The following is a 23,184-nucleotide window of genomic DNA, read 5'->3' as shown; positions in this document are numbered from 1 at the left end:
CACCGTCGCCACGTGGCGACGTGATCGGGTTGTTGTGTGTGCAGTTCCCCCTGGGTTGATGGAAGCACCTGGCATGAAGAACGTATTCCGCAGTCTGTCCCTGTCCGCTTCGGGCGCCGGTTGGGCCACGCGCCTGCGCACCGCGATGGCGAGCGCCACCCTGGCATTGGCGTTCCTGGCCCCGGGCAGCTCGTTTGCCCAGGTGCAGGTACAGGCCGGCGAGCAGGCGCGGGCCGACCAGGCGGCGAACGGCGTGCCGGTCATCCAGATCAACCGGCCCAACGCGGGCGGCGTATCGCACAACCGCTTCCAGGACTACAACGTCGGGCGCGAGGGGCAGATCCTCAACAACAGCGCGAGCACCGTGCAGACCCAATTGGGTGGCTACATCCAGGGCAACGGCAACCTGCAGCCGGGCCAGTCGGCACGATTGATCCTCAATGAGGTGACATCCACCAACGCGTCGCGCCTGCAGGGCCACATCGAGGTGGCGGGGCGCTCGGCGGCGGTGATCGTCGCCAACCCCAATGGCATCACCTGCGATGGCTGCGGCTTCATCAATACCACCCGTGGCACGCTGACCACCGGCACCCCGGTGTTCGGCAACGATGGCAGCCTGTCTGCGTTCCGGGTGTCGCGCGGAACGATCCGCCTGGAAGGCAACGGCCTGGATGCCGGCAACCTGGAAGGCGTCGACCTGCTGGCCCGCGCGGTGCAGCTCAACGCGGGCCTTTGGGCGCGCCAGGTGAACGTGGTCACCGGCGCCAACCAGATCGATGCCCAGACCCTGGCGACGCAGGCGATCACCGGAGACGGCGAACGCCCGCAGTTCGGCCTGGATGTTGCCGCTCTCGGGGGCATGTATGCAGGCAAGATCCGGTTGGTCGGTACCGAGGCCGGCGTGGGCGTGCGCAGCACGGGCGAGATGGTGGCCGACGCAGGCGACTTCATCCTGACCCAGGCCGGCGATGTCCGCCTGAGCGGACGCACGGCGGCCGCAGGCCGCCTGCAGATCGAAACCGACGGTGACCTGAAGGCCGACGGCACCCAGTACGCGCAGGGAGATCTTCAGATCCGTGCCCGGCAGGCGTCGCTTGCCGGTTCGACGTCGGCGGGCGCTGCGTTGGCCGTACGCGCCAACCAGAATCTGGACCTGGCCGGCAGCGCGCAGGCCGCACAGATGCAGCTGGACGCCGGTGGCACGCTGACCCTGGCTGACACGGTGAAGAGCGCGGGCAGCATCGCGCTGGCTGCCGCGCAGGTGCAGAACCGTGCACAGGTGACCGCAGGTGCCGGGCTTGCCGTGCGCGCCGACACGCTGGCGCAGGACAAGGGCGCGCGCCTGGGCGCACAGGTGCTGGACGTGCAGGCCCGCCAGGTGGACAACGCCGGCCTGCTGCTGGGCAACCAGGGCGTACGGATGCAGGCCGCGCAGCTGCACAACGCCGGCCAGCTGTACAGCGACGCCGACGTCGAACTCGATGCGGCCAGCATCGACAACGAGGGCATCATCGGTGCCGGTGCCAACCTGCGTGCAGCGGCCGACCGCATCACCCAGCTGAAGGGTGCCGAGCTGTCTGCGGGCGGGCTGCTGAAGGTCCAGGCGCGCCAGCAGCTGGACAACGCCGGACGCATCCTCTCCGAGCAGGCGCTGGAACTGTCTGCCGGCGGCGTGGACAACCAAGGCACCCTTGAGGCCCGCCAGGCCACGCTGACGGTCGACCGTCTGCGCAACAGCGGCACGCTGCAGGCGGTGGACCTGCTGGCATTGAAGTCCAACGCACGCATCGACAATGACACCACCGGCAGCATCCAGGGGGGCAAGGGCCTGCAGGTCGACGCCGATGTGCTGGACAACGCCGGCATCATCGGCAGCGCAGCCGATGCCCGCCTGTCCGTTGCCACGCTCGACAACCGCAACCGGCTTGAAGCCGGCGGCACCCTGACCCTGCAGGGCGGCGTCCTGCGCCAGCAGGCGGCCGCCACGGCGCTGGCACGCGTGGTGGCCGTGGACGTGCAGAAGGTCATCAACGACGGTCGCCTGCATGGCCAGCAGGCAATGGATCTTCGCGCCACTGAGCTGAGCAACAGTGGCGTGATCTACGGTCGCGACCGCTCACAGCTGCGCACCACCACATTGGACAATGCCGGCGTGATCGCCAGCGATGGCGCGCTTGACGTGCGCACCGACGCGCTGCACAACCGCGCCGGCGGCAACCTGTCCAGTGCGCAGTCGCTGCAGCTGGATGCGGTGACGCTGGACAACGCCGGCAACGTGTTCGCCAAGGGAGCACTGACGGCCAAGGCCGATGTGATCGACAACCGTGGCGACCTCTATGGCGCCGGCGATGTCGATGTCACCGTGCGCGATTCGCTGGACAACCAGGGCAGCCTGGTGGCCGGCCAGACGTTGCAGGTGCGGGGCCGGACCCTGCGCAGCGAGGGTGAACTGGGCAGCGAGCGCGGCAACGTGCAGCTCAGCAGTGACCAGGCCCTGGTGCTGGGCGGGCGCACGTTGGCTGCCGGCACACTGACCGCGCACGCGGGCGGCAGCCTGGAGCAGTCGGGCAAGGTCTTTGCGCAGCAGGGCGTCGTGCTGTCCGCCGATGCCGGCGTGACGCTGAAGGGAACGATCGACAGCGCCGCTGATCTGCAGGTGCGCAGCGATGGCGACCTGGACAACCAGGCGGCGTTGTTCGCCAGCGGCGCGCTGTCGCTGCAGGCTGCGCAGGCACTGCGCACTGCGGCCGACGTTCAGGCGCGCACGGTCACGCTGCAGGCCGCCCAGGCCAGCAATCGCGGGCGCGTGCTGGCCTCGGGTGACATCGAATTGCGGGCGGGGCAGATCGACAACAGCGGCGTGATCGTGGCGGGCCTGCTGGCCGACGGCGAGGTCGGCAGCACCGGCAGCGTCACCCTTGATGCGCGTCAGCAGCTGCGCAACGCCGGCCAGATCAACGCCGGCCAGCAGGTTCACCTGCTGGGCGACAGCCTGCTGCTGGAGGGTGGCCAGGTCTGGTCCGGTGGCACCCTGCTGGCGCAGGCGCGCAGCGGTGAGTGGCGCAATATCGGCGGCAGCCTGACCGCCATCGGTCTGCTCGACCTGCGTGCCACCGACCTGCTGCGCAATGCGGGCAGCCTGCAGGGCACGCGCATCGGTCTGTTGGCGGCCGCGCTGGACAACAGCGCCGGCGAACTGCTGCAGACCGGCACCGATCCGTTCGAGCTGAGCCTGTCAGGCGCGCTGCGCAACACCGGCGGGCGCATCGCTGCCAACGCCGGCAATGTCCATCTGCGGGCGGCGCAGCTGCTGAACCAGGGCGGCCGCATCGAGCATGCGGGCACGGGTGTGCTGAAGATCGAGACCGGCACGCTGGACAATAGCAATGCAGGCCTGATCGTCGGCAACGGCGAGGCGGACGTGGCCGTTGCCGGTCGCCTCGACAACAGCGGCGGTACGCTCACCGCGGGCACCGGTGCCCGCGTGGCTGGTACGGAGATCGTCAACACCGGTGGTCGGCTCGATGCTGGCGGCAACCTTGCCGTGGACGCTGCCGGGGCGTTGGACAACCGCACTGGCACCATCGTGCAGCGCGGCGCCGGCCAGCTGCAGGTGCTGGCCTCCCAGCTGGACAACAGCAATGGCCTGCTGGGGGCCGAGGGCAATGCGCGCGTGACCAGTCGCACGGGCGACCTGCGCAACGTGGATGGCAACCTGTACGCCCGCCAGGAACTCGCGCTTGACGTGGCCGGTGCGCTGGCCAACCAGCGGGGCCTGGTCCACGGCGGCACCTCGCTGGATCTGCAGAGCCGCCAGGCACTGGACAACAGCCAAGGCAACATCGAAGCACAGGGCTCGGCGAGCATCCGTGCGGCGTCGGTGGGCAACCGTGGCGGCCGCATCGTGGCCAACGGCACCGGGCAGCTGACGCTGGAATCGGCCGGTGCGCTGGACAACCGTGGCGGCACCCTGGGCAGTACCGGTGGTGCGCTGGCGCTGACCGCAGGCAGCGTGGACAACCGCGCCGAAGGCGGCCAGGCCAAGCTGGTGGCTGGAACCGACCTGCGCCTGCAGACCGCTTCGCTGGACAACGCCGGCAGCATGGTCCACGCCGCCAATACCCTGTACCTGGAGCGCGCAGGCGCACAGGTATTCAACGTTGGTGGCCAGCTCAGCGCAGGCAACCTGCTGCGCCTGGATCTTGCCGCGCTGGACAACAGCAACGGCCGGCTGCTCAGTCGCCAGAGCCAGCTGACGCTGGGCAGCCTGGCCAATGGTGGCGGCGAAATCAGCGCCTATGAAGCACTCGGCGCACGCCTGCAGGCCTTCAGCGGCATCGGCCGCCTGTTCGGCGGCAGCGAGCTGCGCCTGACGCTGGCGGGCGATTACGTGCATGGCAACGGCCAGCGCCTGGAGAGCAACGGACTGCTGAAGCTGGACGTTGCCGGCGCACTGGTCAACCAGGGGCGCCTGGAGAGCAAGGGCACCCTTGAAGTTTCGGCGGCCCGGATCGAGAACACCGCCGGTGCATTGCTCAATGCCACGGCAGGCAATGGCAGCGGCCGCGTTGTGCTGACCACGGCAGGTGACTTCAGCAACGCCGGTCGCGTTGACGGCGATACGGTGGAGGTGTCGGCTGCCAACATCACCAACACCGGCACCCTGATGGGCAACGCGCTGGAACTGCGCGCCTCGCGCATCACCAACGGCCGCGACCTGGGCGACACGCTGGTCGTACGCGACTACAACGAAGGGCTGATGGCGGCCACCGGCCGCATCAATCTGTATGCCAACTACATCGACAACCTCGACGGCGAGCTATTCAGCCTGGGCGACATCCGCCTGCAGGGCTGGAACGGCGGCAATGCCCAGCAGATCCGCAACCGCTCCGGGCGCATCCAGGCCGAGAACGACCTGATCCTGGCTGCGCTGGGCGTGGCCAACGAGCGCCGTGTGCTGGTCACCCAGCACAAGGTCTACAGCGGCAACGAAGGCGCTGCCGACCCGGACAGCGGCACGTTCAGGGTCGATGGCATCGATGGCCCGGCACCACCGGGCAAGCTGTGCCCCGGCGACTGTGCCGTGCTGGAAGTCTGGACCGAGCACAAGGACCTGGTACTCGAAGGCACCACCGTCATCGCCGCCAGCGCGGCGTCGCAGCTGATTTCCGGTCGCGACATGCAGATGTCCGGCGGCTCGGTCGACAACCGGAACTCGGCCATCGCCGCTGGTCGCAACCTCTCGATCAACGGCCGCGGCTCGTCCAACAGCGAAGACCCCAACGACTGGGCCGGCGTGGTCAACAACGAGGCGCTGGCCGGCTACAAGGTGGTTCAGCGTACGTCGACCATCGACTACACCTACCGCCCTTGCCCCAGCCGCTGCGACTTCGAGATCTATGGCGGCAGCCGCGCGCTGGGCACCAGCACGGTCACCAAGCAGGTCACGCTGGCCGGTGGCAATGCCAGCATCACCGCCGGCCGCAAGGTGCAGATCGAAGCGCGCGAGGTCAACAACGCCGTGGTCACCGCGCATAGCGGTGGCACGCCGCTGGACGTCGCCGGTTGGCAGGGCAACAACGCCTATGCACCCGAACTGGGCCAGCAGCAGGGCGCCGGCGCGGTCGGCGGCAATGCTGGCGCACCGGGTGCACAGCAGGGCGTGGCCACCGGGCCTGCCAGCGCGCAGGCGCAGGGTGCGGGAACGGCCGGTGATACCGGCTCCCCGGGCCCTGGACGTGTCACCACGGTGCCGCCGCCGCAGGTGGTGGGCAGCCCGCAGAATCCGCTGCCGGGCCTGTCGCTGCCCAGTGGCGGCCTGTACACGGTCAATCCGGGCAACCAGCGCTGGCTGGTGGAAACCGATCCGCGCTTCGCCAACTTCGGGCAGTGGATCGGCTCGGACTACATGTTCCAGCGCCTGAACCTGGACCCCGACAAGCAGCTGCGTCGGATGGGTGACGACTTCTACGAGCAGCGCCTGGTGATGGAACAGATCACTGGCCTGACCGGGCGTCGCTACCTGGATGCCGACCAAGGCGATGGCATGGGCCAGTACCGCGCCATGATGGATGCCGGCGTGAGCGAAGCCGCGCGCCAGCAGCTGAGCGTGGGCGTGGCGCTGTCGGCCGAACAGGTGGCCGCGCTCAACGAAGACATCGTGTGGATGGTCGCCCAGGAAGTGGATGGCCAGAAGGTGCTGGTGCCGGTGGTGTACCTGTCCCAGGCCACCGCCAACCGCCTGCAGCTGGGGGGCGCCGCCATCGCTGGCGAGTCGGTGGAGATCCGCGCCGGCAATGTGTCCAACCAGGGCATGATCCGCGCCGATGATCGATTGACCATCGATACCGGCAGCCTGCTCAACGATCGCGGTGGCATCTCCGCGGGCGGCAATGCCCGCATCACCGCCGTGGAGGACATCCTCAACAACAGCGGCCTGATCCAGGGCGGCAACGTGGCCCTGGTGGCCGGCCGCGACCTGAAGAGTGTCAGCGGCATCGACGTGGCCAGCATCCGCAGCGGCGGCAGCCTGGCGCTGGAAGCCGGGCGTGACCTGGCACTGGTCGGTTCGCAGACCCGTGCCCGCGGCAACGCGGCGCTGGAGGCCGGCCGCGACCTCAACCTCACCACGCAGATGCAGGGTGATGGCAGCCTGCGCCGCACCACGCTGGATGTCGGCGGCAGCCTGTCGCTGGACGCCGGCCGCGATCTGAACCTGACGGCGGTGACCGCCAAGGCCGGCGGCAGCGTCCATGCCACGGCTGGCAACGACATCAACCTCAACGCACTGACCACCACCGAACAGGGCGGCTGGGGCAGCAACCGCTACGTGCGCGAAACCCTCAACGCCAGCGGCATCGAGGCCGGTGGCTCGCTGGGCATGCAGGCCGGGCAGGACGTGAACCTGCAGGCCGCGCAGCTGAAGGCCGGCGACGGCCTGGCCGTGGTGGCCGGGCGCGATCTCAACCTGCAGGCCGAAACCACCACCAACACCAGCCAGCAGCAGAGCCGTGGCAAGCGGTTCTCGCAGACCACGCAGAGCATGGACGAAACCGTGCACGGCACTTCGCTGCAGGCCGGCGGCGACATCGCGCTGGTGGCTGGACGTGATGCCAACCTCACTGCCACGCAGGTCGGCAGCACCGACGGTGGCATCAGCATTGCCGCTACGCGCGACGTGAAGCTGCTGGCGGCACAGGAAGACCACAGCTGGGAGCAGGAGACCACGCGCAGGAAGAAGGGCCTGCTGTCGAGCAAGACCACTACCACCTATGACGCGACCCACGACAGCCTGGTGGTAGGCACCACGCTCAGCGGCGAGACCGTCACCATCGGCGCCGGTCGTGACGTCGTCGCGCAGGCGGCGCAGGTGGCAGCCACCGGTGATGTGGTGGTGGCCGCTACCCGTGACCTGACCATTGGCACGGCAACCTCCACGCACAGCGAAGAGCACGACAAGACCGTCAAGCGCTCGGGCGTGTTCGGCGGTGGTGGCTTCAACCTGACCATCGGCCAGAGCAAGCTTGAAAAGGGCCTGGAGATCGAGCAGAGCGCGCCGCAGGGCAGCCTGATCGGTTCAACTGATGGCCGGGTCAACCTGAGCGCCGGCAACACGCTGCACATCACCGGTTCGGACGTGCTGTCGAAGACCGGTACGCAGCTGGTGGGCGGGCAGGTGGTGATCGACGCGGCACAGGGCACCACTGACGTACACCAGAGCACCAAGCAGAAGAGTGCCGGTATCAACGTCGGCTTGACCGGCGGGGTGGTGGATGCCGCCCTGGCCGCCTACGGTGCGGCCAAGGCGGCCGGCCATGCGCAGGATGATCGCCTGAAGGCGCTGTACGCGGTGCAGGCGGCCAATGCCGCCGCTGGCGTCGGCGGCGCCATGCAGCAAGGCGCCTCCGGCGCTACCGACGGCGTGAGCCTGCGCATCGGCATCGGCGCCTCCAGCTCCAGTGCCAGCCAGACCAGCCACGACCAGTCGGCGGTGGGCAGCACCATCCGCAGCCAGGGCGACGTCAGCATCGTCGCCACCGCCGGTGACCTGAACATCATCGGCAGCCAGGTGAAGGGTGACAACGTGGCGCTGGCCGCGCGGGACAACATCACCCTGCGCAGCGAAGCGGAAGACCACACGCAGTCGTCGAAGAACAAGAGCGGCAGCGGTGAGATCGGCTTCAGCATCGGCGCGCAGACCGGTTGGTACGTGTCGGCCAGCACCGCCAAGGGCAAGGGCAGCGGCAACGGCACCACGCATGTTGAAACCGTGGTGGACGCCGACCGCAACCTGACCGTCATCAGTGGCAAGGACACCACGCTGCAGGGTGCCCAGCTGAGCGGCGACAAGGTGGTGGCCAGCATCGGCGGCAATCTGTCCATCATCAGCGAGCAGGACACCGACGATTACGCCAGCAAGCAGACCCAGGCTGGCGGCACCTTCGTGTACGGCAGCGGCGGCAGCGTCAACATCGGCCAGCAGAAGGTCGAGAGCCACCTGCGCAGCGTGCAGGAACAGAGCGGCATCGTTGCCGGTAGCGGTGGCTTCAACATCACCGTAGGCGGCAACACACACCTGGAAGGCGGCGTGATCGGCAGTACTGCCGATGCCTCGAAGAACCGCCTGGATACCGGCAGCCTGACCGTTGTCGACATCGAGAACGAATCCCGCGCCAAGACCAGTGGCGGTGGCATCGGCACCGGGATGAGCAGCGGTGGTGGCATCAGCAACCCGCTGGGGAGCGCGGCCGGCGCAGGACTGAGCCTGCTGGGCGGCACCAAGAAGAACGACAGCAGCACCACGCGCTCGGACATCGCCGCCGGCACGGTGGTGGTGCGCGATGGCAATGAGAGTGCCCTGGCCGGTCTTGATCGGACCGCGACCGGGTTTGATACCGACAGTGCGCTGTCGGCCGTTGACCTGCGCAAGATGCAGGAGCGCGCCGAGGTGATGCAGCTGGGCGGGCAGCTGCTGTTCAAGGGCGTGGGCGACCTGGGCGGCTACCTGAGCCAGAAGGCGGAGACCGAAGAAGGCAAGGCGTTCTGGGCCGACGGCGGCAATGGCCGCGCGCTGCTGCACGGCATGGCAGGTGCAGCGATGGCCGCATTGGGTGGTGCGGATGCGCTGAACGGCGCGGTGAGTGCTGCCGGTGCGGAGAAGGCCAAGATCGCGATCTCGGAATTCCTCGAGAACAACAAGGGCAGCCTGAGCTGGGAGGACTACCAGTCGCTGATGGAAGTGGGCAGCGCGATGGTGGGTGGTGCTCTGGGTGGAAGCACGGGCGCCAACATTGCCGTGACCGGGGACCGGTTCAATCGGCAGCTGCACCCGGATGAGGTGAAGTGGATCCGCTTCCATGCAGAGGAGTTCGCCCGCGAGCAGAAGATATCGAAGGAAGAGGCCTATCGCATCCTTCTTGTGGAAGCGGCTGCGTACGTTGACTCGAAAATACAGTCCGACCTGAGTGGAGTAGAAAACAACACTGACGCAATTGATTTCCTGCACAAGAACCAGAACAAGTACGACTGGGGTACCGCGTTCGACAGCAGCGATCGGGACAACTTCTCTAAGTTCAGCGAAGAGCTTGGGCGCGAAACCGGCTATTTCAAAGACGTCTACACTGCCATCTCGGGAACTGCTTACGCCGCCGGATCAACCAAGGACTGGCGCTTTGAGTTCCAGGAGCCACTGCGCTACTACGGCGACGCCTCGCGCTCTCAGAAGGGCGTTGCCGTGGTCCAGGCTGGCGCAGCCGCTCTTGGCATCGGTGCGGCGGCGGCTGTTGAGTTCGGTGGCTGGTGCTTGCTAAATCCGATCGCTTGCTCCAATGCGCTAAAGGGAACGGCGGACGCTCTTGCGGCAGACTTTGTTGGCGGACATACGATTTCTGTTCCTGTCGCGGCTGGTGTCGTTGCGAAAGCCGGGTTGGCTGCAGAGGAAACAATAAGCACAAGTCGCGCTGCGTCTCGAGCCTATGAAAGTGCGAAGGGCGTCTCCGGATTTAAATATGGAATTACCGCAGAAGAGGTTCGCGGGATAAATCAAAGAATAAGTGGATCCGGTGAGTACTGGGATGTTTCAAAAACAATCGCAAACGCCGCCAATTACGAGGGGTTTTATAATAAGAGTGCCGTGTTCATTCGTGACATTGCTGGGGCTCACGGATTTGTAAATGGAAATAAGAGGACTGCTGTTGAGGTTTTCGAGGTTCTTGTGGAAAGGAACGCCGTTGACGGGCCGCCACGTGAGCTGGTGTGGAAGGTCGTTGACCGTGTTTCCACTGGCGAGTTAAAGTCAATTGACGAAATTTCAAAGGCTCTTAGGGGGCTTGAGTGAAAAGCAAGAGTGAACTGGCTGTGAACTTTTCTGAGCGAGTAGGCGTGCCTATTGGCGAAAACTATTTCTCTGATTTTGTTGATGTCATAAATGGGCTTATCAATGGAGAGGGTTCCTACTTCATTTTCAAGCTGGATGGGGGGAGGGTTGGATCGAGGTTGACATTTGTTTTTTGTGATCGTGCCAGGGATATTATATTGAGGAGAGATGCCTCCAGTATTGAGGATGGTATAATTCATATATTCGCTGGGCTGGAAGAAGTGGGTGGGTACGCTTGATTGATGTAATCAGGATGTATGCGCCCGATTTGGTCGGAGCCTTCTCGTGTGCTGGCCGGCTGGGGTCCTGAGTTGCACCGCAATCAGATTTCAATCGGCGCATGTTGCTAATGTGCAATGACCCGTCGATTTCTGCGTCGGTCATGCGGTTAATGTGGTGGCATAGGAGCCATTCGGAGCAACTCGCTGGGATGGCCGCGCTGGGTGGGGCCGATGCGCTGAAGGGCGCGGTGAGTGCTGCCGGTGCGGAGAAGGCCAAGAAGGCGATCTCGGATTACCTCACCGCCAACCAGAGCGAGAACAGCCCCGAGCAGTTCCGGTCCTTGATGGAGGTCAGTAGTGCGATGGTGGGTGGACTGGCCGGTGGAAGCACCGGCGCCAACATTGCGCTTACAGGAGATCGATTCAATCGGCAGCTGCACCTTGACGAAGCAAAGAAGCTGGATGAGTTGAAGCAGGGCAAGACCGCTGATGAGCAGCAGCGCTTGAACGACGCAATGTGTGCCCTGAGTCATTGTTCCGTCGGCGTACCGGATAGCGATCCGAACAAGGCTCAACTGGAGGCCTCGGAGAAACGCGGACGTGGATACGCGGCAGAGCAGCAGCTTATCAGGGGCCCCAATGCATTCCTTGGCTACTCAACGATCGATCAAGTGAATGACCAGATCCTTCGGTGCGATGAGTCATTCATGCGAATCAAATGTAATTTATGAGTACTCCGCGGGAAAAAATTCCTGGGTGGCGGTCTCGTTATTTTTAGTGACGGGATGGGAGTGTGGCGACTTGAGGGCCATCAGTATAATTTCCCCTAGAAGGAAAGGAGGCGCTCAGGCGTGCGATTACTCTTCTTTAGTTTCAATTTGAAAATTTAATTTCGGATTTAGGTCGAAATTTCCCATATCTTCTTTTGGTTCAACTTGGCTTGAATCATGACTCTGACTACTGGATAGGGTTGGCGCTTTCTTGGGTTTCATTCTTGGATAAGCAAGACGTTGAACTAATTATCGATGACTTGAATTCTGTTGCCTTCGACAAAAAAGTTTCACAGAAGAATAGGGTCATGGCTAAGAGGGAAATAACAAGGGTGAGAAACATGTAGAAGCTAGCGGCCGTGGCAGCGTCAACATCGGCCAACAGAAGGTCGAGAGCCACCTGCGCAGCGTGCAGGAACAGAGTGGCATCGTTGCCGGCAGCGGTGGCTTCAACATCACCGTGGGCGGCAACACGCACCTGGAAGGCGGCGTGATCGGCAGCACCGCCGACGCTTCGAAGAACCGCCTGGATACCGGCAGCCTGACCGTTGTCGACATCGAGAACGAATCCCGCGCCAAGACCAGTGGCGGTGGCATCGGCACCGGGATGAGCAGCGGCGGTGGCATCAGTAACCCGCTGGGGAGCGCGGCCGGCGCGGGGCTGAGCCTGCTGGGCGGCACGAAGAAGAACGACAGCAGCACCACGCGCTCGGACATCGCCGCCGGCACCGTGGTGGTGCGCGATGGCAATGAGAGCGCTTTGGCCGGCCTCGATCGGACCGCGACCGGCTTTGATACCGACAGCGCACTGTCGGCCGTTGACCTGCGCAAGATGCAGGAGCGCGCCGAGGTGATGCAGCTGGGTGGGCAGCTGCTGTTCAAGGGCGTGGGCGACCTGGGCGGCTACCTGAGCCAGAAGGCGGAGACCGAAGAAGGCAAGGCGTTCTGGGCCGACGGCGGCAATGGCCGCGCGCTGCTGCACGGCATGGCCGGTGCAGCGATGGCCGCATTGGGTGGTGCGGATGCGCTGAAGGGCGCAGTGAGTGCTGCCGGTGCGGAGAAGGCCAAGATCGCGATCTCCGAATTCCTCGAGAACAACAAGGGCAGCCTGAGCTGGGAGGACTACCAGTCGCTGATGGAAGTGGGCAGCGCGATGGTGGGTGGTGCTCTGGGTGGAAGCACGGGCGCCAACATTGCCGTGACCGGGGACCGGTTCAATCGGCAGCTGCACCCGGATGAGGTGAAGTGGATCAACATGAATGCTGCCGCGTTCGCTGCCCAGGAGGGTATCAGCGAAGCAGAGGCAGTACGGAGGCTGACCACGGAGGGTGCTGCGCGTGTTGATGCAAAGGTCGCCCGATTGGTGGGCATCGAGAACGTTGATTTGGAAGCCACTGACTTCCTGAGCAAGATGGGCGGGGCATACGGGTTCGGCGCGACGGAGGCGGAATACAAAAACTTCAACCTCTATGGCAACGATCTGCTCAACGACGATGCACTGTACAGGCAGGTCATCGGATCCCTGCTGTCCTCCGGCGTATCCAAGGACGACATGCAGCTCAAATTCTATGATCTGAACAACCTGCGCGGAACGAAGATCCGGGGAGGTGACGGCTGGACGATGATGGGGACCTTCAGTGGCGACATTGGCGCCGCTGGTACCGTGATCGCCAGCGTAGCCAAGGGCGACGGCAACGGTGCTGCCATCGGCGCAGCGTCGTTCCTGATCCCGGTGCGGTTGCCTGGAGCGAAGATCGTTGGTGAAGTGGGTGCGGAGATCGCCGGGGCCGCGACCAAGCAGGGTGTGCTCAAATCTGAGGAGATCCTGAAGTCGGTGTAGAATGCAGCTAGCGAAGCTGCCAAAGAAGGGCACGTAGCATTCGCCAATGATGTCGTAAATCTTCCGCTCTCCAACATCGGTCGAATTGACCACTCTGCCAGGCATTTGATCGATGCTGGAATAATTACGGAGAACTCTGGGTCAAAAGCCGCTCGGCAGGCGTTCCAGGATATCGGGCGGGCTATTCTTACAAAACCGATAAAAACTTTTGACCACGTAATGGTTCAAGGCGGGCAGCCGGTTAAAGGCTTTTATGGGAAAATTAACGGAGAGGACGTTGTTATCTTTGTGGCGAAGGAGCCTCGCGGCAAGATAGCGGCTGGAGATATTGTTACAGCGATCAAGCCATCCCCGCAGCAGATCAAGAATTTCGGACTATGATAACGAAAGGCAGCCTCGGAATATATTGGGCCATTCCAGACCAGTCTGGTCGTGTTGTTTATCAGGAGGAGGTATGCGGAATTATTTTCTACGGGTATTGGAGTTGTGGTTCGATTGGCGAATTTGGCAAGAATAGTGCCTCGTTTGAGGACATATGGAGTGGTCGCGTCGATGTGAGATTCAGGGAGTGGGAGGGGCAAGGTATGAGCAATTTGTCCGCCGAAGTTAAGATAAATTCCTGGCCTGATGAGGACGAGTGGTTGATATGCATTAGGCGATCACTGGAATGGTTTGTTGAGGGGGGCGCAATCATTTCCTGGTGTGGATCGGAACTGAGTAGCCCCTCCTTGGATGTGTTCTCATCAGTGGATAGCTCTGGTTCGGTATATGCCGCATATAGTGAACGTATCGGCTTTGTTTGTGGTTCGGGATTGAATTGTGAGTATCAGGATGTAAGTCCTTCGGAACTTGAACGTTTTAATAGGCTTGTTCTGGGGGCGGTGTAGATCTACTCATATTCTTGCATTTAGGGCGGGGTCGTTAGAGGTGGGTGGATCTATAAGCTCGGATCAGATGCTCCAGAGCTGACAGCAGTATTTGTGAAGTAATTTATATATGAATTTTAGAATCAATGAAGGTGTACGCTTGTTGGAGGATATTCCTTCAGTGGGAATTTATCGTGGCAGTCTCGGGGTGGTAGTTGCCGTACTCTCCGAGCCAGAGGAAGCCTATGAGGTTGAGTTCTGCGATGGGGGCGGCGCAACAATTGCGCAGATTTCACTAAGGTCAGCGCAGTTTGAGGTCATGAGGTGATGAGCCTTGTTCTGCTGACCGATCCCGCGCCAGGATCAATGGCAGTGGCATCAGCCCCACCCGGCTCACCGTCGCTGGCGAAATGGGGCGCCGGGCGACGCGAAGAAGAACGACAGCTGTTGTCTATTGATGAGATCGGAGCAATTTCGTCCATGGCAGCGCCGGCCCACGACGAACCCGCCAACGATCACCGTCATCTCCCCCTTCATCTCGAACGGCTACGATGAACCCGGTTCCGGATCGAAGGAGTGGTCATGAATTCCCCCTTGTCTCCCCTGTTGTCGGCGGTTGGCCGTAGCTGGTGGATCCTCCTGCTGTATGGCCTGGTCGCTCTCGGCTTCGGCATCGTCGCCATCGGCTGGCCATTGTCGGCGGCCATGGCATTGGCCTGGACGCTGGGCGTGATGGCCATCATCGAGGGCGTCATCAGCCTGTTCGCATTGATCAATGGCGGCAGCGGCGCGTCCCGCGGCTGGCTGGCGCTGTACGCCCTCGCCTCGCTGGGCTTCGGCATCCTGGCGGTGATCAATCCGCTGGCCACCGCCAGCGTGCTGGTGCTGTTCCTGGCGGCGTGGCTGCTGGTGGCCGGCATCTATCGCATCGTGTTCGCGATCCGCGTGCGCAAGCAGATCCAGGGCGAATGGTTGCTGATCCTCAGCGGCGTGCTGGCGGTGGTGCTGGGCCTGCTGTTTGCGGCGAATCCATATGCCGGCGTGGCGGTAACCACGCTGTGGATCGGCATCGGCAGCCTGCTGTACGGCCTGCTGCAGGTGCTGGTGGCATTCAAGCTGCGGAAGCTGAAGTGAGGGCTGCGCTTCCGCTGTTGCTGGGCGTGGCCTTGACCCTGGCCGGCTGCATGCCGGGCGCCACGCCCGGTGGCTTGGCAGGGAAGGATCACGTGCCGCGCCCTGGCGTGGATGTGCGCCTGAGCGCGGTGGACGCCTCCGGCAAAGGCAAGCCGGCGCAATGGCAAGGCGAAACCCTGGCCCTGCGCGAGCCGCCGATTGCCGGCAGCACCGACATTGCCGACGTGCGCTACGTGCTGGATGAAGCCAAGCAACCTGGCCTGCAGATCCGCTATCGACCCGAAGCGCACCAGCGCATCCACGATGGCACGGCAGCACTGGTGGGCCAGCGAGCAGCGATCAGTGTGGATGGCCGCGTGCTGATGGTGGCGACGGTGAAAGGCCCGTTCGGTGAGTCGATGATGCTGAGCGGGCTGCCGAGCATTGCCGAGGCACAGGCGTTGGCGAAGCACATCACCGGTCAGTGACGGGCGCGCCAACACCACCGCGTTACGCGCGGAGGTCGACCAAGGTCGACCGCTACCGGGCGAACCGTGCCTCGATCTCCTCCAGCGACTTGCCCTTGGTTTCCGGCAGCCACAACGCGGCTACCAGGAAGAACACGAAGGTGCACGCCGCCCAGAACACGAACATGCTGGCGTAGCCGTAGTGGCCCACCGTGGGCAGGAAGATGGCGGCGATGGTGGTCGACACGAACTGGTTGATCAGCAGTGCGATGCTCATGCCGTTGGAGCGGATGCGGTTCGGCATCAGTTCCGACAGTGCCAGCCACACGCACACGCCGGGGCCGACCGCGAAGAACGCGACGAATACCAGGATGCAGGCGGCCACCGCCCAGCCATGTGCAGGCGGCGGCACCGGGCCGATGCGGGCCTGTTCGATGCGCAGCGGCGCCTGCGCGGCACTGGCCGGGTCGGCGAACGGGTTCAGATGCAACTTGCGGAAGAATGCGCCAATCACACTGTCGGGCTGCACAGTGCCGGCGCGCTCGATGCGCAGCTCGCGATCGGTCAGGTTGTCGCTGCGCAGGGCGCGCACGTTGGTGAAATCACCGTAGGCATAAGAGACGGTCAGCTGCATCGGCCGCCCTTCGCGGTCGATCCCCGCGCCCAGGCGCTGCCACTGCGCATCATCCAGCACCAGCTGCAGGCCGTCGCCGCTGACCGCCGCCTGCAGCTGCGGCTGCACATCGGCACGGCCGCGCTCGGCCTGGAAGAACAGCGTGGCCGCGGCCAGCAGCGCCACGCAGATGCCACCACTGCCGAGCATCAGCAGGAACTTGCGGCCCTTGCGGTCGACCAGCAGCAACGCGACCACGGTCATCACCGCATTGAGCAGCTTGATCGCCACGTCGGCGCCGTTGGCCACTGAACCGGACAGGCCGGCCTGGTTGAGGATGTTCACCGCGTAGGCCAGCACCGAGTTGATGCCGGTGGCCTGGGTGCAGGCCAGCACCACGCAGGCGAGCAGGAACGGCACCACGTAGCGGCGGCTGAGCAGCGGATCGCGCTTGCCGTCGCTGCTGCTCGATTCCGGCGCCTGGATCTGGGCCAGCGTGGGCTCGACATCTGCGGCGGGCAGGACGCGCTGGAGGCTGCGGCGGGCTTCATCGATGCGACCGCGGCGCACCAGCCAGCGTGGTGATTCGGACAGCCAGAAGATGCCGGCGCAGAACAGCAGGCCCGGCGCCAGGCAGGTCCAGAAGATGGTGCGCCAGGCGTGGTCCTTCACCGTGAACAGTTCCTGCGCCTGCTGCGCGACCGGCAGCGAACGCACGGCTTCGGCGGCGGCATCCACGGCGTGGGCGTGGTACAGGCCGATCAGGGCTGCCAGCACCAGGCCAACGGTCAGCAGCAGCTGGAACATCGCCGCGCCGCGCCCACGTCGCTCGGGGCTGAGCACTTCGGCCAGGTACAGTGGAATCACTACGCCGATCAAACCGCCACTGATGCCCTGCAGCAGGCGCCCCAGCAGCAGCGGCGTGTAGCCGGAGGCCAGTGCCATGATCGGAATCGAGGCGGTGAACAGCAGGCCGGCCAGCAGCATCGCGCCGCGACGGCCGATCAGGTCGGCAACCATGCCGGCGAACAGCGAGGACAGCACGCTGCCCAGCAGTACCGCGGCCACCACGAAGCCGAGCTGCTGGCTGCTGAGCTGCCAGGCGTGGCTGGCAGTTGCTTCAAGATAGGGCAGGGCGCCGGCGATGATGCCGATGTCGATGCCGTACAGCAGGCCACCCAGGCCGCCGATGAAGAGCAGGTAGCGTACGGGCCAGCGCGGAGCGGTGCTTGGAGTCATCGGCAGTTCCTGTGGTAGCGCCGGGCCACGCCCGGCGGCGGTTCGTCGCAGAGTGCTTTCTGTAGAGCCGAGCCATGCTCGGCTGCTTTCCGTTCCGATATCGAGGTTCCCCATGCCGCGCTTCGCGCGCTGAGCCGAGCATGGCTCGGCTCTACAGGGAGCCTGCGCGGCATCCGGGCCGCATCGCGCGTGTCAGTTCAAATCGACCACGCGCCCGCCTACCACCACCTGCTGCAGGCGCAGTTCGGCGTCCAGCACCACCAGGTCGGCACGGGCGTCGGGCGCGATGCGGCCGCGATCGCCCAGGCCCAGGTAATCGGCCGGGAAGGTGGAAACACGTTGCGAGGCATCGGCCAGCTCCAGGCCCACCTGCACCAGGTTGCGCAGCGCCTGGTCCATGGTCAGTGCACTACCCGCCAGAGAACCGGTCGCCAGGCGCACGCAGCCGCCGCACTTGTGCACGCGTTGCTCGCCCAGCGCGTATTCGCCATCGGGCATGCCGGTGGCGGCCGTGGCATCGGTCACCGCGTACAGGCGCGGGATCGCGCGCGCGGCCAGACGGATCACGCCGGGATGGATGTGCTGCAGGTCGGGAATGATCTCGGCGTACTGCGCATGTGCCAGTGCCGCCGCCGCAATGCCCGGGCGATAGTGATCGACGCCGGTCATGCCGTTGAACAGATGGGTGAAGCCGGAGGCACCGGCCTGCAGCGCAGCCACACCCTCTTCGTACGTGCCGGCGCTGTGGCCGAGTTGCACGCGGATGCCCATTGCCGAAAGCGCGGGAATCAGCGCGGTGTGCTCGCCGATCTCCGGCGCCAGCGTCATCACCCGGATCGGCGCCAGCGCGCGCAGCTGCTGTACCAGCGCCAGCGTCGCCTCGATGGTCCGGTTGGGCTGCGCACCCAGCCGCTGCGGGCTGATGAACGGCCCCTCCAGATGCACGCCGGCAATACAGGCGGCCTCGGCGTCGGGTGCGGCCATGGTGGCGGCCACGCCATGCAGCGCGTGCTCGATCTCATCCAGGCCAGCGGTCATGGTGGTCGCCAGCAGCGTGGTGGTGCCAAAGCGCAGATGGGTACGGGCGATGGTGCGCGCCACGTCGCCGCCCTGCATCAGGTCCACGCCGGCGGCGCCATGCACATGCAGGTCGATGAAGCCGGGCAGGATCACCGGCAGCTGCAGGTCGTCGGCACCGCTGTGGTCGTCCACCTGCAGCTGGCGCACGTGCGAATCGAAGTGGACCTGGCCACGCCGCCAGCCCAGCGGGGTGAGGATGCGGCCATGCAGGGAACGGGTGTCGGTCATGCGGCTGGCTCGGCGATGATCACTTCGATGCCCAGCCGCTGCAGGCCCTCGCGGGACGCGTCGTCGATGCCGGCATCGGTGATGATGGTGTGGATCTGATCCAGCAGGGCGATGCGGTGCAGGCTGACGCGCCCGAACTTGGAGGCGTCGGTGAGCACCACGATGCGGCGTGCACGCTCGACCATGCGATGGTTGAGGCGGGCTTCGGCTTCGTCATGGGTGGTCAACCCGAACTGCAGGTCCAGGCCGTCCACGCCCAGGAACAGGGTGTCGAAGCTGTAGGAGTTGAGGCTGGCTTCGGCCTGGCTGCCCTGCAGCGACAGCGACTGCTGGCGCAGCAGCCCACCGGTCAGCAGTACGTTGATGCCGGGCGCGTTGGCCAGTTCCCAGGCGATGTTCAGCCCGTTGGTCATCACCGTCACGTCGCGCTGGCTGCGCAGGTGGCGGGCCAGGGTCATCGTGGTCGAGCCGGAATCGATGATGATGTTGTCACCAGGCCGTACCAGGCGCGCGGCACACGCGCCGATCGATTCCTTCAGCGGCAGGTTCAGTGCGTCCTTTTCGTGGATGTCCTGTTCCTGCGGCGGCGTGCGCACCAGCGTGGCGCCACCGTGGGTACGGTTGGCCAGGCCCTGCGATTCGAAATGGGTCAGGTCGGCACGGATGGTCACCGCCGACACGCCGAAGCGCTCGACCAGATCGGCCACCTGCACCGAGCCGTGCTCGATCAGCAGCTGCAGGATCTGTTGCCGGCGGGAGCGGGTGTTGCGCATGGCCATTCTCGGTGTCGCGGGGAAAGGTAGAGATTAGCCGTTCGCAGCAACGGCGGCAGCCGAACCTGCGTGGTGAGTGCGGGTTCCGGCCTGGTTGGCGCTGCAGGCACGGGCGTACTCACCCAGGCACAGGCCGATACGGTGCTGCACCAGTGCGGTGGGGGTGTTGGCCAGGGTGCCTTCGCGCACGGCGCGGTACTGTTCCGGCAGGTACTGGCTGAGCAGCACCAGCGGCGGCGCGTGCTGTTCCAGGTTGGCGAACAGGGTCTGCACCGCCTGTACCAGCGCCGGCTCGCCCCAGTAGTAGCGGCAGCGGTCGCTGAAGGAATAGCTGCGCAGCAGGCGCAGCGCTGCCTCATCGCCCTGGTAGTAGGACTGCCAGTACTTCGGCTGCGCCACCATCACTTCATCCAGCACCTGCGGCAGGCGCGAGCATTGTGCGGCCGGCAGCAGTTCGGCCTCGATCGCGGCCAGCGCGAACAGCGCTTCGCGGTAGGCGAAGGTCGCCGCCGGGCCAACCTTGAGGATGGCGAAGTGGTCGCGCACCAGGGCGTGCAGGCCGCTTTCGCGCTGGTAGTCGGTGGAATGCGCTTCGAACACGATGCGCGGCTGCTGTTCGAGGAAGTCGGCCAGCGTGCTGGCAGCGGCCGCGTCGTACTCGTGCACGCTGCTGTGGTCGAAGTCCACGCCCGGCTGCACCACTATCGCGATCACGCGCTGCCACGCATCGCGCAGTTGCGGCGTGTCGAAGGCCTGCTGGTGGATGGCCAGGGTCTGCGCGGCGGCCGCTGGCGTGGTCACCTGCAGGCCTTCGGCCAGCGAGGCTTCGCCACCGGGAATCGGCACTTCGGTACCGATCACGTAGACCGGTGGCGGCAGGCCATGATCCGCAGCGGTGCGCTCAGCGATTTCAGCCAGCTCGGCCGAACGCGCTGCGACGATGGCGTCCGGCAGCGGCACCGGGTCATCGGCGCAGGACATGCTGCAATCCAGGTGGATCTTGTGGAAGCCGGCGGCGACATAGGCTTCGATCAGCACGCGTGCGTGGGTCATCGCCTCGGCGGCCGGGCGCTTCTGCCAGGCATTCGGGCCAAGGTGGTCGCCGCCCAGGATCAGCCGCTCGCGCGGGAAACCTTCTTCATCGGCCAGCCTGCCGACGTAGTCGCGGTACTGCGGCGGGGTCATGCCGGTGTAGCCGCCGAACTGGTCGACCTGATTGGAAGTGGCCTCGATCAGCAGCACGGTGCCATGCGCCAGCGCCACGTGCATGGCCGCGCGCAGCACCTGCTCGTTGCTGCAGCAGACGCTGTACAGGCCGACATTGGCACCGGCGCGGTGGGAGGCAAGCAGGGTCTGCAACGGGGACATGGTCAGGCTCCGGTCGATCAGGAAAACGAGGGTTGGCAAGCGAGCAGGGCAGCACCGCGTGCGCCGCCGGCATCGCCGAAGCGCGGCGGCACGATCGGGGGTACCTGCACGCCGTTGAACAGATGCGCGGAAATCGCGGCCGGCAGCTGCTGGTACAGCGGCGCGTACTGCGACAGGCCGCCGCCGAGCACGATCACGTGCGGGTCCAGCGCCAGCACCAGCGCGGCCAGGCTGTGGCCAAGCAGATCGCGGTGGATGTCCAGCGCCTTGCGCGCACGTGCATCGCCGGCTTCGGCCAGGGCGATCACAGCGCTGGCATCCACTGCACTGCCACCGAGGTGGCGTTCGATCATCGCCAGGCCGCTGCCGGACACATAGCGCTCCACGCAGCCCTGCAGGCCGCAGGCGCAGTCGATCAGTGGCAGGCCATGGCGCTGCAGCAGGTGGCCGGGCACGCCCCAGTGGCCCCATTCGCCGGCCAGGCCGTTGAAGCCGGACAGCAGGCGACCCTGCAGGCAGAAGCCGCCGCCGGCACCGGTGCCGAGGATGGCGCCGAACATGCTGGGGTAACCGTCAGCAGCACCGCCATGTGCCTCGGACAGGGCGAAGCACTGCAGGTCGTTGCCGAAGTGCAGCGGCCGCTGCAGGCACGCCTGCAGGTCGGCGGCCACGCTGTGGCCGGTCAATGCCGGCACATTCGCGCTCAGCTGGCGGCCGCTGCGGCGATCGCGCACGCCGGGCAGGGCGATGCCGATGGCGGAATCATTGCGGCCCAGCGCGGCATCCGCGTCGGCCACCAGGCCCAGCAGGGCCTGCAGGAAGCCGTCGTAGTCGCCCTGCGGGGTGCTGACCCGGCGCCGCCAGGTGACCTGCATCGCCGCATCGCACGCCACCAGCTCGATCTTGGTGCCGCCGATGTCGATGCCGTAGCAGGCGTGGGCGATCAGCTCAGCCATGGTGGATGGTGACGCCCTTGACGACGCGGTTGACGGTGCCGTCCGGGAACGGGTTGTCCGGGGTCAGGCCGAGCGCGGCCGAGCGCTGCAGCGCGAACAGCTGCGCGAAGCCCAGCCACACCGGCGCCAGCCACGGGTCGTCGAATGCAGTGTGAAGCGGCGGCACCACAAGGGTGTACTCGTCATCGGTGCCGATATCCGAGTGCGGGCCGATCGCCAGCACCTGGCCGGCCACGCCGTCGCGGCGCAGTTCTTCCAGCAGGTCCTGTTCGTAGCGGCGCGCCAGCGGCTGCACGCTGCGCAGCACCACCACCAGGGTGTTGCCGTCCAGCGTCGACTTCGGGCCATGGCGGAAGCCCAGTGGCGTATTGGCCAACGCCAGCACGCGGCCGGCGGTCAGCTCCAGCACCTTCAGCGCGCACTCGCGCGCCAGTGCTTCCAGCGGGCCACTGCCGAGGTAGATCACGCGGTTGAACGGGCCCTGTGCAAGCGCTGCCACCGGTGCATCCCACTGCGCCTGGCCTTCGCGGGCCAGCGCGGCGACCTGCTTCAGGCGTGCCACGCGGGCATCCCACGGCGAGCGGTCGAATACAGTCAGCGCAGCCAGCAGCATGCAGGTCAGGCTGCTGGTCATCGCGAACGCGCGGTCGCAGCTGGCCGAGGGCATCAGCAGGGTGCAGGTATCTGCGCGGCCGGCGCCGCGGCGGGCGAGTTCGCCATCGGCGTTGCAGGTGATGTCGAGGAAGCGTGCGTCATCCACATCGGCGCGCACGCGGTCCACCGCAGCCACGCTTTCCGGGCTGGAGCCACTGCGGCCAAACGACACCAGCAGGGTGGGGCGGTCGCGCTGCAGGTACAGCGCCGGGTGGGTCAGCAGGCTGGTGGTGTGCACCACGCGCACCTCGGCCGGCCACTGCGCATTGATCGCGTCGGCCACCATTTCGGCGATGAAGCCGGAGCTGCCGGCGCCGGTGAACAGCACGCGCTGGTTGGGATCGTTGAGGCTGTCGCCGAGGAAGGCCTGCAGGCGGTCGCGGGCCCGCGACAGGTCCTGGGCGAGGGCTTCCCACAGCGCAGGCTGCTGGGCGATTTCGGTAGCGGTATCGGCTCCGCCCAGGCGCTGCCAGGCGGACACATCGGAAAGCAGGGTGACGTCCATTCGGAGGTTCCAGTTGGGCCAGCGCACCATCTGTGTTTTCTTTCGAAATGTCAAATAGCGAAAGTAAAAAGAAAGAAAATGTGATGCCGACTTCGCTCTGTCCCGGGCATGCCGGG

14 protein-coding genes are annotated in these 23,184 nt (G+C 65.4%); 8 read left to right on the top strand and 6 right to left on the bottom strand.

Annotated elements, in window-relative coordinates; genetic code table 11:
• Positions 1-73 precede the first annotated feature (73 nt).
• The 8 genes from ACZK29_RS20735 (at position 74) to ACZK29_RS20700 (ending at position 15,673) form a co-directional block, all read left to right on the top strand.
• Entirely contained in the window at positions 74-10,336 is a 10,263-nt protein-coding gene (locus ACZK29_RS20735; RefSeq protein WP_478446455.1) for a hemagglutinin repeat-containing protein, read from the top strand.
• On the top strand, positions 10,333-10,614 hold the full coding sequence (locus tag ACZK29_RS20730; protein WP_146268101.1) for a hypothetical protein: 282 nt from the start codon (positions 10,333-10,335) through the stop codon (positions 10,612-10,614). The genes ACZK29_RS20735 and ACZK29_RS20730 overlap by 4 nt, the downstream gene beginning before the upstream one ends.
• Before the next feature lie 191 nt (positions 10,615-10,805).
• Positions 10,806-11,327 (top strand): hypothetical protein, encoded by a 522-nt coding sequence (locus tag ACZK29_RS20725; protein WP_146268099.1) that lies wholly within the window; start codon positions 10,806-10,808, stop codon positions 11,325-11,327.
• Positions 11,328-11,775: 448 nt separating this feature from the next.
• Entirely contained in the window at positions 11,776-13,206 is a 1,431-nt protein-coding gene (locus tag ACZK29_RS20720) for a hypothetical protein (RefSeq protein WP_478446454.1), read from the top strand.
• A gap of 105 nt (positions 13,207-13,311) precedes the next feature.
• Positions 13,312-13,587 carry a hypothetical protein gene (locus tag ACZK29_RS20715; protein WP_155760324.1) on the top strand — a complete coding sequence of 92 codons (276 nt, stop codon included), beginning with the start codon at positions 13,312-13,314 and terminating at the stop codon, positions 13,585-13,587.
• 615 nt (positions 13,588-14,202) lie between these two features.
• Entirely contained in the window at positions 14,203-14,400 is a 198-nt protein-coding gene (locus tag ACZK29_RS20710) for a DUF4926 domain-containing protein (RefSeq protein WP_081280504.1), read from the top strand.
• Positions 14,401-14,654: 254 nt separating this feature from the next.
• Complete coding sequence (locus ACZK29_RS20705; RefSeq protein ID WP_049431885.1) at positions 14,655-15,206, top strand: HdeD family acid-resistance protein; 552 nt, start codon at positions 14,655-14,657, stop codon at positions 15,204-15,206.
• On the top strand, positions 15,203-15,673 hold the full coding sequence (locus tag ACZK29_RS20700; protein WP_478446453.1) for a SecDF P1 head subdomain-containing protein: 471 nt from the start codon (positions 15,203-15,205) through the stop codon (positions 15,671-15,673). The genes ACZK29_RS20705 and ACZK29_RS20700 overlap by 4 nt, the downstream gene beginning before the upstream one ends.
• Positions 15,674-15,725: 52 nt before the next feature.
• Here ACZK29_RS20700 and ACZK29_RS20695 read toward each other — a convergent pair whose 3' ends face one another.
• The 6 genes from ACZK29_RS20695 to ACZK29_RS20670 form a co-directional block, all read right to left on the bottom strand.
• Positions 15,726-17,504 (bottom strand): MFS transporter, encoded by a 1,779-nt coding sequence (locus ACZK29_RS20695; RefSeq protein ID WP_065197286.1) that lies wholly within the window; start codon positions 17,502-17,504, stop codon positions 15,726-15,728.
• 192 nt (positions 17,505-17,696) lie between these two features.
• Positions 17,697-18,812: an N-acetylglucosamine-6-phosphate deacetylase gene (nagA, locus tag ACZK29_RS20690; RefSeq protein WP_478446452.1), complete on the bottom strand. Its 1,116-nt coding sequence runs from the start codon at positions 18,810-18,812 to the stop codon at positions 17,697-17,699.
• Positions 18,809-19,585, bottom strand: a complete 777-nt coding sequence (locus ACZK29_RS20685; protein ID WP_106550030.1) for a DeoR family transcriptional regulator — start codon at positions 19,583-19,585, stop codon at positions 18,809-18,811. Before ACZK29_RS20685 ends, nagA begins: the two co-directional genes overlap by 4 nt.
• Positions 19,586-19,618: 33 nt before the next feature.
• Positions 19,619-20,953, bottom strand: coding sequence for a D-tagatose-bisphosphate aldolase, class II, non-catalytic subunit (locus ACZK29_RS20680; RefSeq protein ID WP_478446451.1), 1,335 nt, complete (start codon positions 20,951-20,953; stop codon positions 19,619-19,621).
• 17 nt (positions 20,954-20,970) lie between these two features.
• Complete coding sequence (locus tag ACZK29_RS20675; RefSeq protein ID WP_478446450.1) at positions 20,971-21,909, bottom strand: ROK family protein; 939 nt, start codon at positions 21,907-21,909, stop codon at positions 20,971-20,973.
• On the bottom strand, positions 21,902-23,068 hold the full coding sequence (locus tag ACZK29_RS20670) for an SIS domain-containing protein (protein ID WP_478446449.1): 1,167 nt from the start codon (positions 23,066-23,068) through the stop codon (positions 21,902-21,904). The genes ACZK29_RS20675 and ACZK29_RS20670 overlap by 8 nt, the downstream gene beginning before the upstream one ends.
• Positions 23,069-23,184 lie beyond the last annotated feature (116 nt).

The sequence above is a fragment of the Stenotrophomonas sp. 89682_Sma genome (assembly GCF_056481405.1).
The sequence above is the reverse complement of the archived record's forward strand: the minus strand, read 5'-3'. Positions and strand labels throughout refer to the sequence as shown.